This is a genomic window from Parabacteroides chongii (assembly GCF_029581355.1).
GTDB lineage: Bacteria > Bacteroidota > Bacteroidia > Bacteroidales > Tannerellaceae > Parabacteroides > Parabacteroides chongii.
Map to the genome: position 1 here is coordinate 4,880,612 of NZ_CP120849.1, position 16,393 is coordinate 4,897,004.

General features: G+C 42.0%; 19 protein-coding genes and 1 tRNA gene. 10 read left to right on the forward strand and 10 right to left on the reverse strand.

Translation table 11 applies throughout. From position 1 onward, the window contains the following. The first annotated feature begins 55 nt into the window (after nt 1–55). Complete coding sequence (locus P3L47_RS18725; protein ID WP_277781729.1) at nt 56–532, forward strand: YdeI/OmpD-associated family protein; 477 nt, start codon at nt 56–58, stop codon at nt 530–532. A gap of 36 nt (nt 533–568) precedes the next feature. Further along, the gene (locus P3L47_RS18730) at nt 569–949 is read left to right on the forward strand and encodes an ASCH domain-containing protein (protein WP_277781730.1); all 381 of its coding nucleotides are present in this window, start codon (nt 569–571) and stop codon (nt 947–949) included. Nucleotides 950–984: 35 nt separating this feature from the next. Here P3L47_RS18730 and P3L47_RS18735 read toward each other — a convergent pair whose 3' ends face one another. After that, the gene (locus P3L47_RS18735; RefSeq protein ID WP_277781731.1) at nt 985–1,854 is read right to left on the reverse strand and encodes an AraC family transcriptional regulator; all 870 of its coding nucleotides are present in this window, start codon (nt 1,852–1,854) and stop codon (nt 985–987) included. A gap of 128 nt (nt 1,855–1,982) precedes the next feature. On the opposite strand from P3L47_RS18735, the gene P3L47_RS18740 reads away from it, so the two are divergent. Further along, a complete protein-coding gene (locus P3L47_RS18740) occupies nt 1,983–2,612 on the forward strand; it encodes a nitroreductase family protein (protein WP_277781732.1) in 630 nt (209 codons plus the stop codon). 154 nt (nt 2,613–2,766) lie between these two features. Here the strand turns inward: P3L47_RS18740 and P3L47_RS18745 are convergent. After that, nucleotides 2,767–2,840: transfer RNA gene (locus tag P3L47_RS18745), tRNA-Asp, on the reverse strand. Nucleotides 2,841–2,978: 138 nt separating this feature from the next. On the opposite strand from P3L47_RS18745, the gene P3L47_RS18750 reads away from it, so the two are divergent. Beyond that, nucleotides 2,979–4,292 carry an aminotransferase class I/II-fold pyridoxal phosphate-dependent enzyme gene (locus tag P3L47_RS18750; protein ID WP_075557744.1) on the forward strand — a complete coding sequence of 438 codons (1,314 nt, stop codon included), beginning with the start codon at nt 2,979–2,981 and terminating at the stop codon, nt 4,290–4,292. A 119-nt stretch (nt 4,293–4,411) separates the two neighbouring features. Continuing rightward, a complete protein-coding gene (locus P3L47_RS18755) occupies nt 4,412–5,008 on the forward strand; it encodes a YqgE/AlgH family protein (protein ID WP_277781733.1) in 597 nt (198 codons plus the stop codon). Here P3L47_RS18755 and P3L47_RS18760 read toward each other — a convergent pair whose 3' ends face one another. Genes P3L47_RS18760 through recR form a run of 3 tightly spaced genes read right to left on the reverse strand, consistent with a single transcriptional unit; the run spans nt 5,009 to nt 7,351 of the window. Next, nucleotides 5,009–5,539, reverse strand: coding sequence for a GNAT family N-acetyltransferase (locus P3L47_RS18760; RefSeq protein ID WP_277781734.1), 531 nt, complete (start codon nt 5,537–5,539; stop codon nt 5,009–5,011). A 1-nt stretch (nt 5,540) separates the two neighbouring features. Then, on the reverse strand, nt 5,541–6,716 hold the full coding sequence (locus P3L47_RS18765; protein WP_183671538.1) for a glycosyltransferase family 2 protein: 1,176 nt from the start codon (nt 6,714–6,716) through the stop codon (nt 5,541–5,543). Nucleotides 6,717–6,727: 11 nt separating this feature from the next. Continuing rightward, nucleotides 6,728–7,351, reverse strand: a complete 624-nt coding sequence (gene recR / locus P3L47_RS18770) for a recombination mediator RecR (RefSeq protein WP_075557748.1) — start codon at nt 7,349–7,351, stop codon at nt 6,728–6,730. Between the two features lie 275 nt (nt 7,352–7,626). Between recR and P3L47_RS18775 the strand changes: the two genes are divergently transcribed. Genes P3L47_RS18775 through trxA form a run of 3 tightly spaced genes read left to right on the forward strand, consistent with a single transcriptional unit; the run spans nt 7,627 to nt 9,385 of the window. Then, the gene (locus P3L47_RS18775; RefSeq protein ID WP_075557749.1) at nt 7,627–7,848 is read left to right on the forward strand and encodes a DUF6132 family protein; all 222 of its coding nucleotides are present in this window, start codon (nt 7,627–7,629) and stop codon (nt 7,846–7,848) included. A gap of 1 nt (nt 7,849) precedes the next feature. After that, on the forward strand, nt 7,850–8,875 hold the full coding sequence (locus P3L47_RS18780; protein ID WP_277781735.1) for a TQO small subunit DoxD: 1,026 nt from the start codon (nt 7,850–7,852) through the stop codon (nt 8,873–8,875). A gap of 24 nt (nt 8,876–8,899) precedes the next feature. Further along, a complete protein-coding gene (gene trxA, locus P3L47_RS18785) occupies nt 8,900–9,385 on the forward strand; it encodes a thioredoxin (protein ID WP_277781736.1) in 486 nt (161 codons plus the stop codon). Between the two features lie 200 nt (nt 9,386–9,585). Here the strand turns inward: trxA and mgtA are convergent, their stop codons facing one another. Beyond that, entirely contained in the window at nt 9,586–12,240 is a 2,655-nt protein-coding gene (gene mgtA / locus P3L47_RS18790) for a magnesium-translocating P-type ATPase (RefSeq protein WP_277781737.1), read from the reverse strand. A gap of 894 nt (nt 12,241–13,134) precedes the next feature. On the opposite strand from mgtA, the gene P3L47_RS18795 reads away from it, so the two are divergent. Beyond that, nucleotides 13,135–13,950 carry a transglutaminase-like domain-containing protein gene (locus P3L47_RS18795; RefSeq protein WP_277781738.1) on the forward strand — a complete coding sequence of 272 codons (816 nt, stop codon included), beginning with the start codon at nt 13,135–13,137 and terminating at the stop codon, nt 13,948–13,950. A 4-nt stretch (nt 13,951–13,954) separates the two neighbouring features. Continuing rightward, complete coding sequence (locus tag P3L47_RS18800) at nt 13,955–14,524, forward strand: YdeI/OmpD-associated family protein (protein ID WP_277781739.1); 570 nt, start codon at nt 13,955–13,957, stop codon at nt 14,522–14,524. A 25-nt stretch (nt 14,525–14,549) separates the two neighbouring features. On the opposite strand, the gene P3L47_RS18805 is transcribed toward P3L47_RS18800, so the two are convergent. From P3L47_RS18805 to P3L47_RS18820, 4 genes are read right to left on the reverse strand one after another with little or no spacing between them, the layout of a single operon-like run. Continuing rightward, a complete protein-coding gene (locus P3L47_RS18805) occupies nt 14,550–15,002 on the reverse strand; it encodes a hypothetical protein (RefSeq protein ID WP_277781740.1) in 453 nt (150 codons plus the stop codon). Further along, nucleotides 14,999–15,409 carry a D-Ala-D-Ala carboxypeptidase family metallohydrolase gene (locus P3L47_RS18810; protein ID WP_277781741.1) on the reverse strand — a complete coding sequence of 137 codons (411 nt, stop codon included), beginning with the start codon at nt 15,407–15,409 and terminating at the stop codon, nt 14,999–15,001. The genes P3L47_RS18805 and P3L47_RS18810 overlap by 4 nt, the downstream gene beginning before the upstream one ends. After that, nucleotides 15,390–15,608, reverse strand: a complete 219-nt coding sequence (locus P3L47_RS18815) for a hypothetical protein (protein WP_007659354.1) — start codon at nt 15,606–15,608, stop codon at nt 15,390–15,392. The genes P3L47_RS18810 and P3L47_RS18815 overlap by 20 nt, the downstream gene beginning before the upstream one ends. Before the next feature lie 51 nt (nt 15,609–15,659). Beyond that, a complete protein-coding gene (locus P3L47_RS18820; protein WP_277781742.1) occupies nt 15,660–16,103 on the reverse strand; it encodes an HU family DNA-binding protein in 444 nt (147 codons plus the stop codon). Nucleotides 16,104–16,393: the final 290 nt, after the last annotated feature.

A 16,393-nucleotide genomic window follows, 5' to 3' on the forward strand; every position in this document is an offset into this window, starting at 1 on the left:
GCTGTCATTCGTACTTAGTATCTTTGTTTTAAAACTAAAATAGAAATATCATATTATGAATACAGAAAAACCATTAGTAGACAAAGATTATATATTATTCAAAATCGGAGGTAAAGGAGGTTGGACCTTTGTCGAAATTCCTGAAATCCCTATGCCCAAAACATCATTCGGGATGTTGAAGGTAAAAGGAAAGATAGATGATTATGAGTTTTCTAATTTAAATATGATGCCTATCGGGAACGGAAATATCGGTTTACCCATCAAGTCGGCAATAAGGAAGAAAATCAAAAAGGAAGCTCCCGACACAGTTCATATTACTTTATATGAGGATAAAACTCCATTGATAATTCCGGAAGAATTGCTTTTATGTATGGAATATGAAGAGGGAGCATTAGAAAAGTTTGAAACTTATAGCGATGGTCAGAAAAAGGCATTTATCGACTGGATCAATTCTGCCAAAACAGAACAAACCAAAGCTGACCGTATCGCTAAAACCATAATCAAAGTGCTAAACGAGGATAAGTTTTATTAGAGTTCGCTTATTGACAAAAAGACAAATACAATAAATATGGAAATAAAACATAAAATACAGTTTGGAACTACTACCGATAAATTAGCAAAGAAAGTTCTAACAAAAGAAAAGATAGCAACATCTTCCTTATATGACTATTATTGTATGAACCTAAAGGAAACAATAAAAGAGAATGAATATGCCTCTATATTGGATTCACATGGTAGAGAGGTATGCATCATACAAATCAACAAGATTGAAATTGTTGAATTTCAAAATATAACAGAAGAATTTGCAATTGCCGAGGGTGATGGAAATTTAGAAAACTGGCTAAGAATACATACGGAATATTATTCTTTATTATTAGAAAAAATAGGGAAAAAGCTTACAGGAGAAACAAAACTACTTTGTGAGTGGTTCAAGGTTATAACTCATTGATAAATAATAAACAATACTTAATATTGATTGTTAGTCTAAAATATTTCTTGGGAAACAATCTTCTTTCTATATTCTTGTGGCGTTACTCCTTTTAATTTTTTAAAAATCCGATTGAAATGTGGAACATCATTAAATCCTACTGCAAAACAGATTTCCGATACCTGTTTTTTTGTGTGTCTTAGAAGTTCACAAGCTGTATTCAAACGATACTGGGTAACATATTGTGAAAATGTCATTCCTTTGCATCGTTTGAAGTAGGAGCAAAACGCAGAACGGTTCATTCCCACTTCGGCAGAAATATCATCTAAAGAGATAGCATGAATATAATGAGCCATCACATAGCTACAAATTTGCTGCATACGTCTCACATCTCGCTCTAGATTTACAGGTCTACCTGCAAAAATATGGTCGGACGAAGTAAATATGACAGGTAGTAAACGGAACATTTCACACAATCGCCCCAAGTCGTCCATATCGTTCATTTGCAATAATATCTTGCGAATGATACGAGAGCTTTCTAATCCAAATTTTAATGCATTAACAGGAAATGCAAGACCTGCTAAGCGGTTCCGCAATTCAGGAAATATCTCCATGCACCTCATAACAAGAGAGTGGCTGAAAGCGACCATTAGATAATGAATACACCCGTCACTGTCTGCCGATAAAGGTGTATATTCCCAATAATGATGCATAGATGGCGGTATCAATACCACATCACCTGTCGAAAAAGATTGTAACGTATCACCTGCCATCCGGGTTCCATATCCATGTAACACATAATATAACTCCCATGCATCGTGCTGATGCAATTTGGCTTCTATGTGAATATCAATTCGTTGGTCTATAAAAAAGAATGAATGATTTTCTACTTCGGGTAGTTCATAAGGCGTAATCATTTCTTCCATAATTGTATATAAAATGGTTTAATACAAATATACAACAATTATACGAAACAATACCACAAATATGCAACAAGAAAGAGGCATAACTTTGCTACCGAAAACAACAAGTATAATTATTAAAATGTATTGTTATGGATTTCTATCAAGTATTAGAGAAAAGAAGAACTATCCGCGACTTTTCCGATAAGGAAGTAACGGACGAAGTATTGGAAAAAGTATTATCGGCAGCTTTTAAAGCCCCTACAAACGACCACTTACGACAATTTGAGTTCATTGTCGTGAGAGGGCAGAAAAATATTACCCAACTTATATCACCAGTGGCAGAAAACACCAAAAACATTCAACAGGTTGGACTAGAAGCTGCCGCAAACGCAATGGACAAAGACGGATATGACATGTTTGTCGATGCGTTACCAAAACAACAGCGTATGCTAATCCAAAGTAATTGTCTTATTCTGCCGTTTTTTAGACAAAAGGACTATCCCTTATGTAAACCAGCAGACCAAAGTTCTTTAAACTATTTTGCCTCGGCTTGGGCGGCTGTAGAAAACATATTGCTAGCTGCAACCGCAGAAGGACTGGCGTGTGCTTTCCGTATTCCCATCGGTAATGAACCAGAGCATGTGAAACATCTCGTTAATGCTCCCCATGGATATGAGTTCACCTGTTTTCTTGCCATCGGTTATGCGGCTGAGGATGCACATATATGTAAGCAGAAAGATATTCGAGTAAAAGAGAGAATTCACAAAAACATCTGGTAGGTCGTAAAAATGAAAGGACACAGATTGATATTGATAACCAGTATTTTATGTAGGTATCAGCATGTCTATATTCAGTTATCTACCAAGGGATAAAAAAGAAAAAGCTCTGTAATATTAAATTACAGAGCTTTATATCTTTTGCTTCTTTCGAAAGCGGTCCGGACGGGACTCGAACCCGCGACCCCATGCGTGACAGGCATGTATTCTAACCAACTGAACTACCGAACCAATGTTTTTATATCGCATCTCTCTCGATTGCGGTGCAAAGGTAGATAATATTTTTAATTACACAACAGTTTCATACAAATATTTCACATCGGATCGATTATTTTTTTACTTTTGTCCCCCATATAAACTATAACAGACATGAAGAATACTCCAGTAGATTATCAGACTGCCAGACGAATAATAGATGGCTACGGATTACCGGATTTCGGGAAAGCTACAATCCGTGAAGTTGTTGCCATATCCACACAATTGGAACAGGAAACAAAAACCGAGTTCATACATATGGAAATGGGTGTTCCCGGACTGAAAGCAGCGCAAGTCGGTGTCGATGCGGAAATAAACGCACTAAAGAGCGGTATCGCCTCCATCTATCCGAATATCAACGGTACGCCGGAAGTAAAAGCAGAAGCATCCAGATTCATCAAGGCATTTATCAATATAGATATAGCACCGGAATGCTGTGTTCCGGTAACCGGTTCCATGCAAGGAACATTTGCCTCTTTCCTTACCAGCGGACAATGCACGGAAGGAAAAGATACTATCCTCTTCATCGATCCCGGATTTCCGGTTCAGAAACAACAGATCGTCGTGATGGGATATAAATACGAATCATTCGACGTCTATGAATATCGCGGAGAGAAACTGCGTGCCATCCTGGAAGAACACCTTTCAAAAGGCAATATCGCAGCTATGATCTATTCGAACCCGAACAACCCTGCCTGGTTCTGCCTGACAGACGAAGAACTGAAGATCATCGGAGAAATGGCAAACAAATATGATACGATCGTGATCGAAGACCTCGCCTACTTCGCTATGGATTTTCGCAAAGAACTCGGCAAACCTTTCGAAGCTCCTTATCAGGCAAGCGTTGCCCATTATACGGATAATTACATCTTACAGATCTCCGGTTCGAAAGCATTCAGCTATGCCGGACAACGTATCGGTGTAACTGCTATCTCCAACAAACTTTACCACCGTGCTTATCCGGGACTGACGAAGCGTTATGGCGGCGGCACTTTCGGTACTGTTTACATCCATCGTGTACTGTACGCCCTGTCATCAGGAACCAGCCATTCGGCGCAGGTAGCATTGGCTGCCATGTTCAAAGCAGCCTCCGACGGCCAGTTCGATTTTATCTCGGAAGTAAAGGAATACGGACGCCGCGCCGAAAGACTGAAAAAGATTTTTACAGACTACGGCTTCACGATCGTTTACGATCATGACCTGGATGAACCGATTGCCGACGGCTTCTATTTCACGATCGCTTATCCCGGAATGACCGGCGGAGAGTTGATGGAAGAATTAATCTATTACGGAGTAAGCGCCATTTCTTTAAGCACAACCGGCAGTAACCAGGAAGGTCTGCGCGCCTGCACTTCGTTCATCAAACCGCACCAATATGACCTTCTGGAAGAGCGTTTAAAGCTATTCAAAGAAAATCATACCCTATAATTAACACAAGCCCGGCATTTATTTTACACTTATTAACCCAAATGCCGGGTTTTTCGTTTGCTTCTTAACATCAAAAGCCATATATTGTCGCTGTGTATTAACAGTTAAGCGATCTTATCATGGCATCATACAAAAATATCTTCAAAATAACGCATAATAATCTCCTGCCTGCACAAGGTAGCATACTCATATCAGAACCTTTTCTGCAAGATGCCTATTTCCAACGCTCCGTTGTTCTGCTCGTAGAACACACAGATGACGGATCAATGGGATTAGTCTTAAACAAAAAAACGGATCTGGTAGTCAATACATTTTTTCCGGAACTGGAGAAGTTCCCGGAGATACCGATTTACCTGGGAGGCCCTGTAAGTGCCAATCGCCTGTTCTTCATTCACTCACTGGGTGATCTGATTATCCCTGATTCCCTGAAGATAAAAGACCATCTCTATTTTGACGGTGATTTCGAAGCGTTAAAACGTTATATCCTGAATGGTCATTCTATTGACGGGAAAGTAAAATTTTTCCTCGGTTATTCAGGCTGGACAGAAGGTCAGTTGGGTAATGAGATCAACCATAACTCATGGGTAGTAAGCCACGCATCGAAAGAAAATGTGTTGCTGGCCGACGGAGAGGATTTTTGGAAAGATTCATTGGGAGAGCTTGGCAGCAATTATGAAGCATGGACAAAATATCCCAAGGATCCGTATCTTAACTAATTATCTTTCAGTCCGTACCTTTTGCATTACCAAAATGTCGGAATATCCTTTTTCCGTCAGGACCCAATCTTTCATTATTCCGGAAAGAACAAACCCGCAACGGGTAAATAAGGCCTTACTGGCTTCATTCTCTATCGGGATATGAACAAATAACTGGTGCAATTTCAGAAACATAAAAGCATATTCCATCAATACATGCATCGCTTCTGATGCAAATCCGTTCCCCTGATAAAGCGGATCGACCAGAATACCGATGCCTGCACGCCGGTGATGGGGCTCGAAGTCATACAAGTCGACCGTGCCGATAGCTGCTCCTGTCGAACGCAACTCGATCATCAGACGCAATTGCCTGGTATCGAAAATATCCCGGTGTGACTCCCGGATATACTCTTTCAATATATAACGGGAATATGGGGACATAGTGTTACCCAACTCCCATAGGTCAGGATTATTCTCCCAACGATATAAAAGTTCCAGATCTTCCGGCTCCAGTGCACGAAGCCGGATCATTTCATTTTCCAGTAGTGCCATATTACTTTCCTGGTGATATTAATTGTCCGCTCTCTGTACTATAAATATGATAGGTTACTTTTTTGTCAACCAGCTTATCCATAAACAAAAGCATTTGTTCAAAGCGGGCATCCGGATAACAAAAGGCATAGTCCGTGAACTCTTTCATCTGATTACGGCGGCAAATGGCATCCATCACACGCTCTTCACTCAAGTTCCATAGATTAATATGCTCCAGTTCAGGCATACGCTTGGCACAAGCCGCTTTCATTGCTTCGAAATGCTCTTCCCGGCAAATCACCAGCAGACGGCGGTGTTTGTTATTCGGCTTTGTCCGAACTCCCAACATCCGTGACAAAGCAGCCAGAGATGCACGCAACAGGATAGCCATCTTGATAAAAAATCCCATCAGCCAGCCGGACTGCGGATAATACTTTTTGAAAAAGATCAGCATAGCCCCGTAAAATGCCTTCACATATTTCATGTCGCCATGCTTGGTACTTTCTCCCTTATAATGAAGGATACGTTCGGGAATATAGTAATTCTTATATCCACCCAATACCAGACGGTACGATAGGTCAATATCTTCACCATACATAAAAAACGCTTCATCCAATAAGCCGACCTTATCCAAGGCCTCATGACGGAGTAACATGAAAGCACCAGCCAATACATCGACTTTATGCTGTTTCTCCTTATCGAGATAAGCCAAGCTATACCTGGAGAATATACGCGATTTAGGAAACAATTTCGACAAACCGAATATCTTGCAGAACGAAACCCAGGGAGAAGGAAAACTTCGTTTACTTTCCGGAAGGAAAACGCCATGCCCATCCAACATCTTCACACCGATACCACCGGAGTTCGGATTCTCATCCATAAAGAAACAAAGGGTCCGCAAGCTCTCCTCTCCTATCACCGTATCAGGATTCAGCAACAAAACATATTCTCCTTTACACTGGCGGATAGCCTGGTTATTCGCTTTTGCAAATCCCGGATTATCTTTATTCTCTATAAACAGGACTTCCGGAAATTTAGGACGCAAATAATCGATGGAGCCGTCAGTCGAATTATTGTCAACAACAAAAACCTCCGCATCCAGTCCGGCTATGGCAGCACGAACCGAAAGCAGACACTGCTCCAGAAAATACTTTACATTGTAGTTTACAATAATAATGGATATCTTGGTTTCGTACATAAAGAGTCTGATTAAATTTTTATCGAATCATTAAAGCTAGTCCGGTTCACAATGGAACGACCGAGAGTTATTTCGTCAGCATATTCAATCTCGTCACCAATAGACACCCCACGGGCAATCACCGTAATTTTCACTTCATAAGGAGATAACTTGCGATATATGAAAAAGTTCGTCGTATCGCCCTCCATCGTTGTACTAAGTGCCAGCACGATCTCCCTCACTTCGTCATTCGCCACCCGCTGCACCAGACTATCTATCTGCAGGTCTCCAGGCCCTATACCGTCCATCGGGGAAATAATTCCTCCGAGCACATGGTAAACGCCACGGAACTGCCCGGTATTCTCGATAGCCATCACCTCCTTTATATTCTCGACTACGCAAACGGTAGAATGGTCGCGCTGCGGATCGGCACAAATCGAACACATGTCGTCATCACAAATATTGTGGCACACCTTACAATATTTCACTTCTTTCCGCAAAGCCAGCAAAGCCGAAGCAAAGTTTTCCGTATAACCTTCATCCCGGCGAAGCATATACAAAGCCAACCGGAGAGCCGTTTTTCTTCCTACTCCCGGTAGCGAAGCCAGCTCGTTCACAGCATTCTCCAATAAAACGGACGGATATTTCTGAGTCATTGATTACCTTTCTTTGACCACAAAGATAATTAATTCCGCACAAACAACTCTATCCGTAATAAATAACGAACCGTTTTTATTAAAAATACCAAACCAATCAAAAACTTCATATTTTTGACACATCCATACAGCCCTTATAAAATCATATCTGTGAAACAATGTTAGCACACAGAATATTTTCTACTAGAAAATTATTTTATTAAAAAATAGAATATAAGTTTGCAGTATCATTGCAAGTAGAAATATTTATCAGTAGAAAACAAATAAGTAAACGCATGGCAAAGTTATTTTTCAAGAGACATTGGCTTACACTGCTAGGGATAGCACTCGGCGCCGCAGGGGGATTTCTATACTGGAATTTTATTGGTTGCACAACAGGAACCTGCCCTATCACATCTTCTCCTATCAATAGTTCGGTTTGGGGAGCAATTATAGGAGGTTTATTGCTCAGCTCTTTTCAGAAAGAAAATAAAATATCAACCGATAAAGATCAATAATATGGAAGCGCTATACAAGAAACAGGCATATTCACTGTTCGGAATGTTTACACTGGCACTACGGCTTGTAGTCGGCTGGACTTATTTTTCCGCTTTTTGGAGAAGATTAGTACTTGAGAATAAACTTATCCCGGATACGGCAGGTTATATAGGAGAGAAATTCAACCATTTCCTCCCTAACGCATTCGGAATAAAACCGGTGATAGAATATCTCGTTTCAAATCCGGATCAACTTTGGTGGGCGATGGTCGTTTTCACGATCATTGAAGGAATTGTAGGTCTGTTTTTTATGCTCGGCTTCTTTACACGGTTGATGAGTATCGGAGTGTTGAGCCTTGCAACCGGTATATTATTAGGTTCGGGATGGCTGGGAACCACTTGCGTGGATGAATGGCAAATCGGGATATTAGGTGTCGCAGCAGGCTTTACCCTACTCCTGTCCGGCGGAGGCAAATATTCTCTGGACAACATGATAATTCCGCGTATTCCACTACTAAATAAGTATGTCTGGACAACCTGGTTGACATCCGGTCCGCTTCCACTCGATGAGAAGTTATCGGGAAGATTTTCGGTAGTCGGCGCAACAGCCATATTGTTTCTCTCCCTCCTGACCAATCAGGTATTCCATAATGGAGTATGGGGAAAGCTACATAATAAGTCGGTCAAGCCGAAGATAGAAATAAACGATGCCAATCTGGGCAAAGAAAAGTTGTCATTCACCGTCTATCGTGTAGAAGGTGTGGATGTATACGGATCCTTCCTGATCGGCGTTACTTTGAAAGATGCAAATGGCAATATCATCCTCGACAGAAACGGAGAGGAATTATCTGAATTTCCGGAAACAGATATCCGGAATATGTATATAGCGAAAGTGGCTCCTGGTAAGCATAGCCTTGTCATCCCTTTGGGAAGCAAAGCGGAGCTGACAATAAAAGATGAAACACTCGCCAATCTGCCCAAAGGTGACTACGAGTTGACATTGACAGATATCAGCGGCATTACCTGGAAACAGAAACTGAAAAATTAATTATTAACATCAATTCAAATCCAAATGAACAGTAAAAAAATCTTCACATTATTAGTATTGGTCGTAGGTTTCATGACTTTATCCTCCTGCAAAGGACAAGCCAAAAACGCTGTCGGTGAAACAGAAAACAGCCAGGAAACAACAGCCAATACACCTGTCCATATCACAAAGGCTGATTTTCTGAAAAAGATATACAATTACGAAGCCAGCCCCAACGAATGGAAATATCTGGGCGACAAACCCGCCATCATCGACTTTTATGCAGACTGGTGTGGCCCCTGTAAAATGATCGCTCCTTCTTTGGAACAACTAGCCAAAGAATATGCCGGAAAGATCGATATATACAAAGTAGATGTCGACAAGGAAACTGAACTGGCACAGGTTTTCGGAATACAAGGTATCCCGGCATTGCTGTACATCCCCATGACAGGGAAACCCCAGATGCTTCAAGGAGCATTGCCTAAAGATCAATTAAAAGAAAAGATTGAAACTATTTTACTGAAAAAGTAAAAGCATTCTATCCATAACTAAAAAAGAGGTATCCCAATAAAGGGACCAGACGCAGACGACGCAGGATTACTCCGCGTTCGTCTGCATCCGGTAAAGAAGCTAATAACTCACCACCACCCTCAACATCGCAATATGATACCTCTCATTTCCAGTCCGTATAAAATGGAAAACCACTCTCTCCTCGCCCATCTGCAACACTATTACAACCAGCGTGTAAACCGTTTTACGTACCATTGTTTTACGAATTGAGTCAACATACAATATCCAAGTAAAGTAGCAAGCAGCCAGGGGAAATAACTCAGCGGCAGCGGTACAAGCCCGATAGATGCACCTATCCCTGTAAACGGCAGGAGGATACCGATCGCCATGATCGCAAAAGTGGTGAGTAATACCGGCCATGAAGCCCGGCTCTGTATAAACGGTATCTTTCGTGTACGGATCATATGCACGATCAATGTCTGCGAAAGCAATCCTTCCACAAACCAACCGCTCTGGAACAAAGCCTGATGTTCCGGCGAAGTACACCCGAACACATACCACATCAACAGATAAGTCGTGATATCGAATATCGAACTGATCGGCCCGATGCAAATCATGAAACGGCTCAGATCGGAAGCATCCCACTTACGCGGCTTCAATAGGTATTCACGATCGACCTTGTCAAACGGTATCGTCGTCTGCGAAATATCATACAACAGGTTCTGTACCAGCAAATGAATCGGAAGCATCGGCAGGAAAGGCAGGAAAGCACTCGCCGCCAACACACTGAACATATTACCGAAATTTGAACTCGCCGTCATCTTAATATACTTCATAATATTGCCGAATATCTTACGCCCTTCGAGAACACCCTGCTCCAGCACCATCAAATCCTTTTCCAGCAAAATGATATCAGCACTCTCCTTAGCAATATCGACCGCCGTATCCACCGAAATCCCGATATCCGACTGACGCAAGGCCGACGCATCGTTGATCCCATCCCCCAGGAAACCGACTGTATTCCCACCCTTTTGCAGTAACGTGATAATACGCGTTTTCTGCATCGGAGTCAGTTTCGAATAAACCGTCGTATGTTGCAGCTCCTTCACCAGTTCCTCATCCGTCATCTTCTCGATCTCCGGTCCCTGCAACGTATGCGTAATATCTACACCGACCTGACGGCAGACCGCTTTTACCACAGCTTCGTTATCACCGGATAACACCTTCACCTCTACACCATGCTCATGCAACTGTCGGATCGCTCCGGCAGCCGACGATTTGGGGGGATCGAGGAAAGCCAGATAACCAATCAGCACCATATCCATTTCATCCTCCACCGAGAAATCCAGCTCCTTTTCTATCCAACTCTTCTGGGCAACCGCCAGCACACGCATGCCGTCACGGTTCATCCGCCCGCTTATTGTCAAGGCAATCTGCTTCAGTTCGTCCGTCATCGGGCATACTTCACCGTTATATTCCACATACGAACAGATCTGCATCATCTCCTCGATCGCCCCTTTGGTGATGATCTGCCGTTTACCGTCGTTATCTTCCACGATCACCGACATGCAGCGGCGGGTAAAGTCAAACGGAATCTCGTCCACTTTCCTGTATTTATCACCCAGATGTTCGAAATCCAGTTCCTTCGCATGCGAAAGGATCGCCTTGTCCATCAGGTTCTTCAGTCCGGTCTGGAAATAACTGTTGAAATAGGCATGTCGCAACACACGCAAATCGTCATCCCCATGCACATTGAGATATTTCTCCAACACGATCTTATCGCGCGTCAACGTCCCCGTCTTATCTGTACAAAGAATATTCATCGCCCCGAAACTCTGTATCGCATTCAGATTCTTCACGATCGTCTTGCGGCGTGACATGCTGACAGCCCCTTTTGCCAGATTGGAGGTAACGATCATCGGTAACATCTCCGGCGTAAGACCGACAGCAACCGACACGGCAAACAGAAAAGCATCGAACCAGTCCCCTTTGCTCAACCCGTTAATCAGGAACACAAACGGAACCATCACCAGCATAAACCGTATCAGCAACAAACTCACCTTATTGATTCCCCGGTCAAAACTCGTCTGCGCCCGCACCCCCGTCAGGCTTTTGGCAATCGTCCCCAGATAGGTAGAACGCCCGGTAGCAAACACCACGCCTATTGCTGATCCGCTCACCACATTCGACCCCATAAAGCAGATATCATCCAGCTCGACCACACTGCCCGTCCGATGCGTCCTGTTCCCCAGTTCCGCCCTTTTCTCTATAGCATCCGACTCGCCCGTCAACGACGACTGGCTGACAAACAAATCCTTAGATTCCACGATACGGATATCGGCAGGCACCATATCTCCGGCAGCCAGGTAAACGATATCCCCCGGCACAAGTTCAGCGATATTCACTTCCTGTCCGTCTTTTGCACCCAGACGGTAGACGGTAGCCGTATTCTTCACCATCCGTTTCAAGGCATCCGAAGCTCTGCCCGATTTCCATTCCTGCACGAAACGAAGCACTGCACTCAGCATCACCATCGCCGTAATAACAATAACGGTCACCCATTCCCTGTCTTCCGGCGCGGCCATCAGGACATCGATCACCAGCGAAACAACTGCCAATGCCATCAATATACCGATAAAAGGATTGATAAAGGTTTTAATAAACATGATCAGCCAACGGTCACGTTTTTCGCGTATGATTTCGTTAGGCCCATGAAAACGTAAACGGTCTGTAACTTCTCCTTCCGTCAGTCCCAGACGTGAAGTGTCGAAATAACTGAACACAGATTTCAGTGGTTGAGTAGCAGCCAGGAACACCCGTTCGCTGTTGAAAGAGATTGCGTTGTTGTTCTTTCTTTTCTTTCTTCTGATCCACATGATAACTCTCTTTTGTGAAGCCCCCTGCTCCCAAAGCAGGAGGTCTCCGGTTTGGTATTCGTTTTATGTCTCTCTTTTTGACAGCACAAAAGTAGAGACACCCGGCCAGACAAGCCGTTAGAGAACTATTAGAAGGGTATTAGAGAACCATTAGAATTTTGCAATTTACTTCTGCTTTTACTTACTCTGCAAAACAAAAATATTCAGATAGACTTGAAAATTCTCTCAAAAAAGAGTGTTTTTTCAGCTCTACCTGAATATTTCCCATCGCATTCCCGTAAAACGTAAATGATTATGGATAAGAAATTATAGCTATTGGAAAAATATGACTTCTGGAACGTATGCTCCTTTTGACCTGCTTACAGATCACTATGAAAAGTATATAGTGATATTAGATGAAATCACATTACCTTCAAGGAATGGAATACGACATATTCAGGCATGGGATATATACAACTTTATATAATATAAAAGAGTATCATATCCTCTTCTTGCCCCTTGTGTATTTTCCTGTTTGATCATTCTTAAATCCAATCAATCATTTTGTAACAACCATTTCCAAGCCGAAACAACATTAATCACATTGAACGGATTTTCACTTTGCTTGATAGCAATCAGTGATTTGACAACCTCTTTTCTCATGACCTTTCCTTTATTTTAGGACAAAAAACGGTTTTATTTCCTAAAATAAAGGAAATAAATGAATATGAACCCTTTATATCCGAAACATTACAATCACCACGAAACTCTTTATGCTCTCCAAATTTCACCAAACCTAACTGATTCATTAATAGACTTATCGTTACTAACTTCTTATTGGCATCCTATCCTCACACCAACATCTCAAATATTTACTACCTTTGCCGCCAATTGTAAATCATAAAACGAAACGTCATGAGTAAATATCCATTTATGCTGATTACGTGCCTGTTTATTGCACAATCTGCTTTTGCGCAATCATATTCCAAATACTTTCGCCTGGAAAATCAGGATACCGTCAACTTTACTTTTACTGTGAGGAAACCTGATATTAAGGCAATAGACTGTTATCCTCAACAGATTACCCAAATATCGAAAAACGGGGAAAATTACGAAATTTCACTCACCACTATCAACCCCTACCTAGATGGAAGCAAACTGGCTAAAATGAAAGAAGCCAAGTATGACAAATCACGGGAATACGACAGAGAGATCACTAGATTTTTACAATCTACTCCGTTGATAGATGCACAAAACGAACACGTTAGACAAATTGCCGATACACTGTTCAAAGATGAAACGCAGACCTTTGTCATAATAGAGAAAGCCCTTAAATTTGTCTATACCTATCTGTCACCTTCCGATTCCATTGCCAAACAGATCGATGCAGGGATTTGCAGAACCGTAGATGTCAATACAGTTATCCAGACAAGAAAAGGTACTTGTAGCGAATATACTAATCTATTTACCGCACTGATGCGCTATATGAATATACCGACCCGTTTTGCTGTAGGATATTGGAATGTCCCTGAATGGAATACCGAAAGTACCCATGCCTGGCCTGAATGCTACATAGAAGGTGCAGGTTGGTGTTCTGTCGACCCAACACTTCCATCGTATATCTGTCCGCATTTTGCAGAAATCAGGATGCGTTACGGAATAGATTACGAAGACTGCGACATCAGAACCCTAAATTATGACATCGAGCCGATCGAGTTTACAAAGAAATAACCCCATGACGACAGAAGATAAAATAAAGTATTTTGAAAATAGAGAAGATTGGAGAAAGTGGTTGACAGACAACTTTGAAACCAAAGACGAAATTTGGTTCGTCTTCCCTTGTAAGTCGTCAGACAAAAAAAGTATTACATACAACGACGCTGTTGAAGAAGCCCTTTGTTTCGAGTGGATCGACAGTACGATAAAGGCGCTTGACAAAGAACATAAAATTCAGCGTTTCACGCCTAGAAACCCTAAAAGCACATACTCGCAAGCCAACAAAGAAAGACTTAAATGGTTATTGGAAAATAAAATGATACACCCTAAATTTGAGGATAAAATAAGAACTATTTTATCTGACCCTTTTATTTTTCCAGATGATATAATTGACAGATTGAAAGAAGATAAAACAGCATGGAAAAACTATCTGCACTTCTCCGACCCATATAAACGTATCCGAATTGCATACATTGAAGCAGCCAGGAAACGGCCTGAAGAATTTGAAAAACGACTAAACAACTTTATCAATAAAACGAAAGAAAATAAAATTATAGCAGGATTTGGGGGAATTGGAAAATACTATTAATCCCAATAAAATGCTGGCATGAATTTTACTTCCGTTTTCTAAATGCTATACCTATATATAACAAACAAACCACCACCCCAATCACCAACATCCGCTTGGGATAGGAGAACTCCACAATACTACCTTTCTGAAAAGAATCAGAACCGGCAAAACAGTTCTCATCTACAGAACCAGAACTAACAACCGACTCAACAACTTCCTCCCCCTGTACCTTAATGGCGACATGAGTAACAGACTGTACCCCATTCAACCGGCAGCTATCGAACACGATATGCTCTATATTGATCACCTTATTGCGGGAAGCCTGATACAAATTTTTTAACAACATACTATCACTATGAATGCTATGCACCTCCTCCCTTATCTCCCGATGTTGTACACTACGCCGCCCGGCACTACAGCCGGGTAGCAAAACAACCAACAAACCAACCAAAACAAGTAAACTTCTCCTCCACATATCCATACCTATCCCCTTCATTTATTAATGATCACCTGATAACGATTCTCTCCATTTACCCGAAACGACAAGTGCAGGAACTTCTTTCGTTTATAAAGAATCGCCTGATCGAAAGGTAACTTACAATAAAGCAACACATCCAGTAACACCTTCGGATCAGGCACATAACAATCCGCAGCCTCCCCCTTCACATGCTGGCTCGAAGGCACACCGCCCACCAACCTGTTCACCTCCGGACTCCGGTAACCGCTTGTGATCGCAATCGGTTTCCCATAAGCCAGCCGCAACGGCTGTAACAACCGTTTTACCAACTCCTTTATAGCCAGCTTCACCTCAAACGGTGGCTCATTCAGCAATCCGTTCTCTACCGCTACCCGGCTATACGTCATTTCTTCCCAGGTAAAATTCCTACTTATCCTCTCTTTCATTTTGTACCGATTTAATTTTATACGAATAATCCACTCCAAACAAAGCCCCGGCAAATGTGCAGGTTTCCCCGAAAGCCACCAGCACACTATTATGAATCTCCCCTTTCGGAGCAATCCAGAAACCGGAGAAAAGAAGAACAATCCCGCTCATTACGAGCAGGATTGCCATTACCAATTGAATAGTCAGTCTTTTTTTCATACGTTCCCCTTTCCTCTTTCAATCAAGTAATCTTCAATTTACCATTTTCAATTATTCAATCTCAGGTCTGTCATCTCCACCGGAACTTTCTTCTTTTTTAGGTTTCGTATCTTCATCCTCTTCAAACTTCACGATCTCACTCATCCAGCGCAGACTGGTACCCGGCGAGAATATCACCCGTGCCTTTTTTATCAGGGAAGCATTGAAAGCATCCGCCGTCTCCGCACCTTTCGAACGAATTGAAAGACGAAAACTACCAAACTCACCCACCTGTACAATACTACCCGAACGAAGCTCCAGGCTCATCGCCCAGTTTAACGAATCGAGTATTGCTTTCACATCAGCACTCGACATCGCCGAGCGGCTGGAGATCAATTCACACAACTTATCCATATCGCAATAGTTCGACGACCGCGCCATCGCATAAGTCTTCACCTTGTCCTTATCGTCACCGCTAAGAACCTTGCGCTGCACCTTTCTAAATTTCAGTGTCATAGCTTTTTTATTTTAATGATTAATACTACTGTTTCCAGGGGAACGATACAAAGGTATAGGTAGGAATATATGTGAAGATCGGCGCGATAGCATCATGTAAAACAGTATATAATAAGACTTTAGGAACATTCAAAATCTTAAAATACCATTTTTCACGAACCATCACACTGATCGGTTCAGGCTCTTATTTAACGTTTATCAGGGAAATAATGATTATTCCGCAGGAATCTCCAGAATGGATTTAATTTATTTATAACTTCCAATAACATTCTTAATACCCTTTCGGGTAC

Excerpts from the sequence above, each read along its gene's own strand:
- recR (WP_075557748.1), bottom strand. The coding sequence starts at position 7,351 with ATGACTCAGAAATATCCGTCCGTTTTATTGGAGAATGCTGTGAACGAG.
- P3L47_RS18795 (WP_277781738.1), top strand. The coding sequence starts at position 13,135 with ATGAGTAAATATCCATTTATGCTGATTACGTGCCTGTTTATTGCACAA.
- P3L47_RS18800 (WP_277781739.1), top strand. The coding sequence starts at position 13,955 with ATGACGACAGAAGATAAAATAAAGTATTTTGAAAATAGAGAAGATTGG.
- P3L47_RS18780 (WP_277781735.1), top strand. The coding sequence starts at position 7,850 with ATGGAAGCGCTATACAAGAAACAGGCATATTCACTGTTCGGAATGTTT.
- P3L47_RS18760 (WP_277781734.1), bottom strand. The coding sequence starts at position 5,539 with ATGGCACTACTGGAAAATGAAATGATCCGGCTTCGTGCACTGGAGCCG.
- mgtA (WP_277781737.1), bottom strand. The coding sequence starts at position 12,240 with ATGTGGATCAGAAGAAAGAAAAGAAAGAACAACAACGCAATCTCTTTC.
- P3L47_RS18805 (WP_277781740.1), bottom strand. The coding sequence starts at position 15,002 with ATGAAGGGGATAGGTATGGATATGTGGAGGAGAAGTTTACTTGTTTTG.
- P3L47_RS18735 (WP_277781731.1), bottom strand. The coding sequence starts at position 1,854 with ATGGAAGAAATGATTACGCCTTATGAACTACCCGAAGTAGAAAATCAT.
- P3L47_RS18820 (WP_277781742.1), bottom strand. The coding sequence starts at position 16,103 with ATGACACTGAAATTTAGAAAGGTGCAGCGCAAGGTTCTTAGCGGTGAC.
- P3L47_RS18730 (WP_277781730.1), top strand. The coding sequence starts at position 569 with ATGGAAATAAAACATAAAATACAGTTTGGAACTACTACCGATAAATTA.
- P3L47_RS18725 (WP_277781729.1), top strand. The coding sequence starts at position 56 with ATGAATACAGAAAAACCATTAGTAGACAAAGATTATATATTATTCAAA.
- trxA (WP_277781736.1), top strand. The coding sequence starts at position 8,900 with ATGAACAGTAAAAAAATCTTCACATTATTAGTATTGGTCGTAGGTTTC.
- P3L47_RS18815 (WP_007659354.1), bottom strand. The coding sequence starts at position 15,608 with ATGAAAAAAAGACTGACTATTCAATTGGTAATGGCAATCCTGCTCGTA.
- P3L47_RS18765 (WP_183671538.1), bottom strand. The coding sequence starts at position 6,716 with ATGTACGAAACCAAGATATCCATTATTATTGTAAACTACAATGTAAAG.
- P3L47_RS18750 (WP_075557744.1), top strand. The coding sequence starts at position 2,979 with ATGAAGAATACTCCAGTAGATTATCAGACTGCCAGACGAATAATAGAT.
- P3L47_RS18775 (WP_075557749.1), top strand. The coding sequence starts at position 7,627 with ATGGCAAAGTTATTTTTCAAGAGACATTGGCTTACACTGCTAGGGATA.
- P3L47_RS18740 (WP_277781732.1), top strand. The coding sequence starts at position 1,983 with ATGGATTTCTATCAAGTATTAGAGAAAAGAAGAACTATCCGCGACTTT.
- P3L47_RS18755 (WP_277781733.1), top strand. The coding sequence starts at position 4,412 with ATGGCATCATACAAAAATATCTTCAAAATAACGCATAATAATCTCCTG.
- P3L47_RS18810 (WP_277781741.1), bottom strand. The coding sequence starts at position 15,409 with ATGAAAGAGAGGATAAGTAGGAATTTTACCTGGGAAGAAATGACGTAT.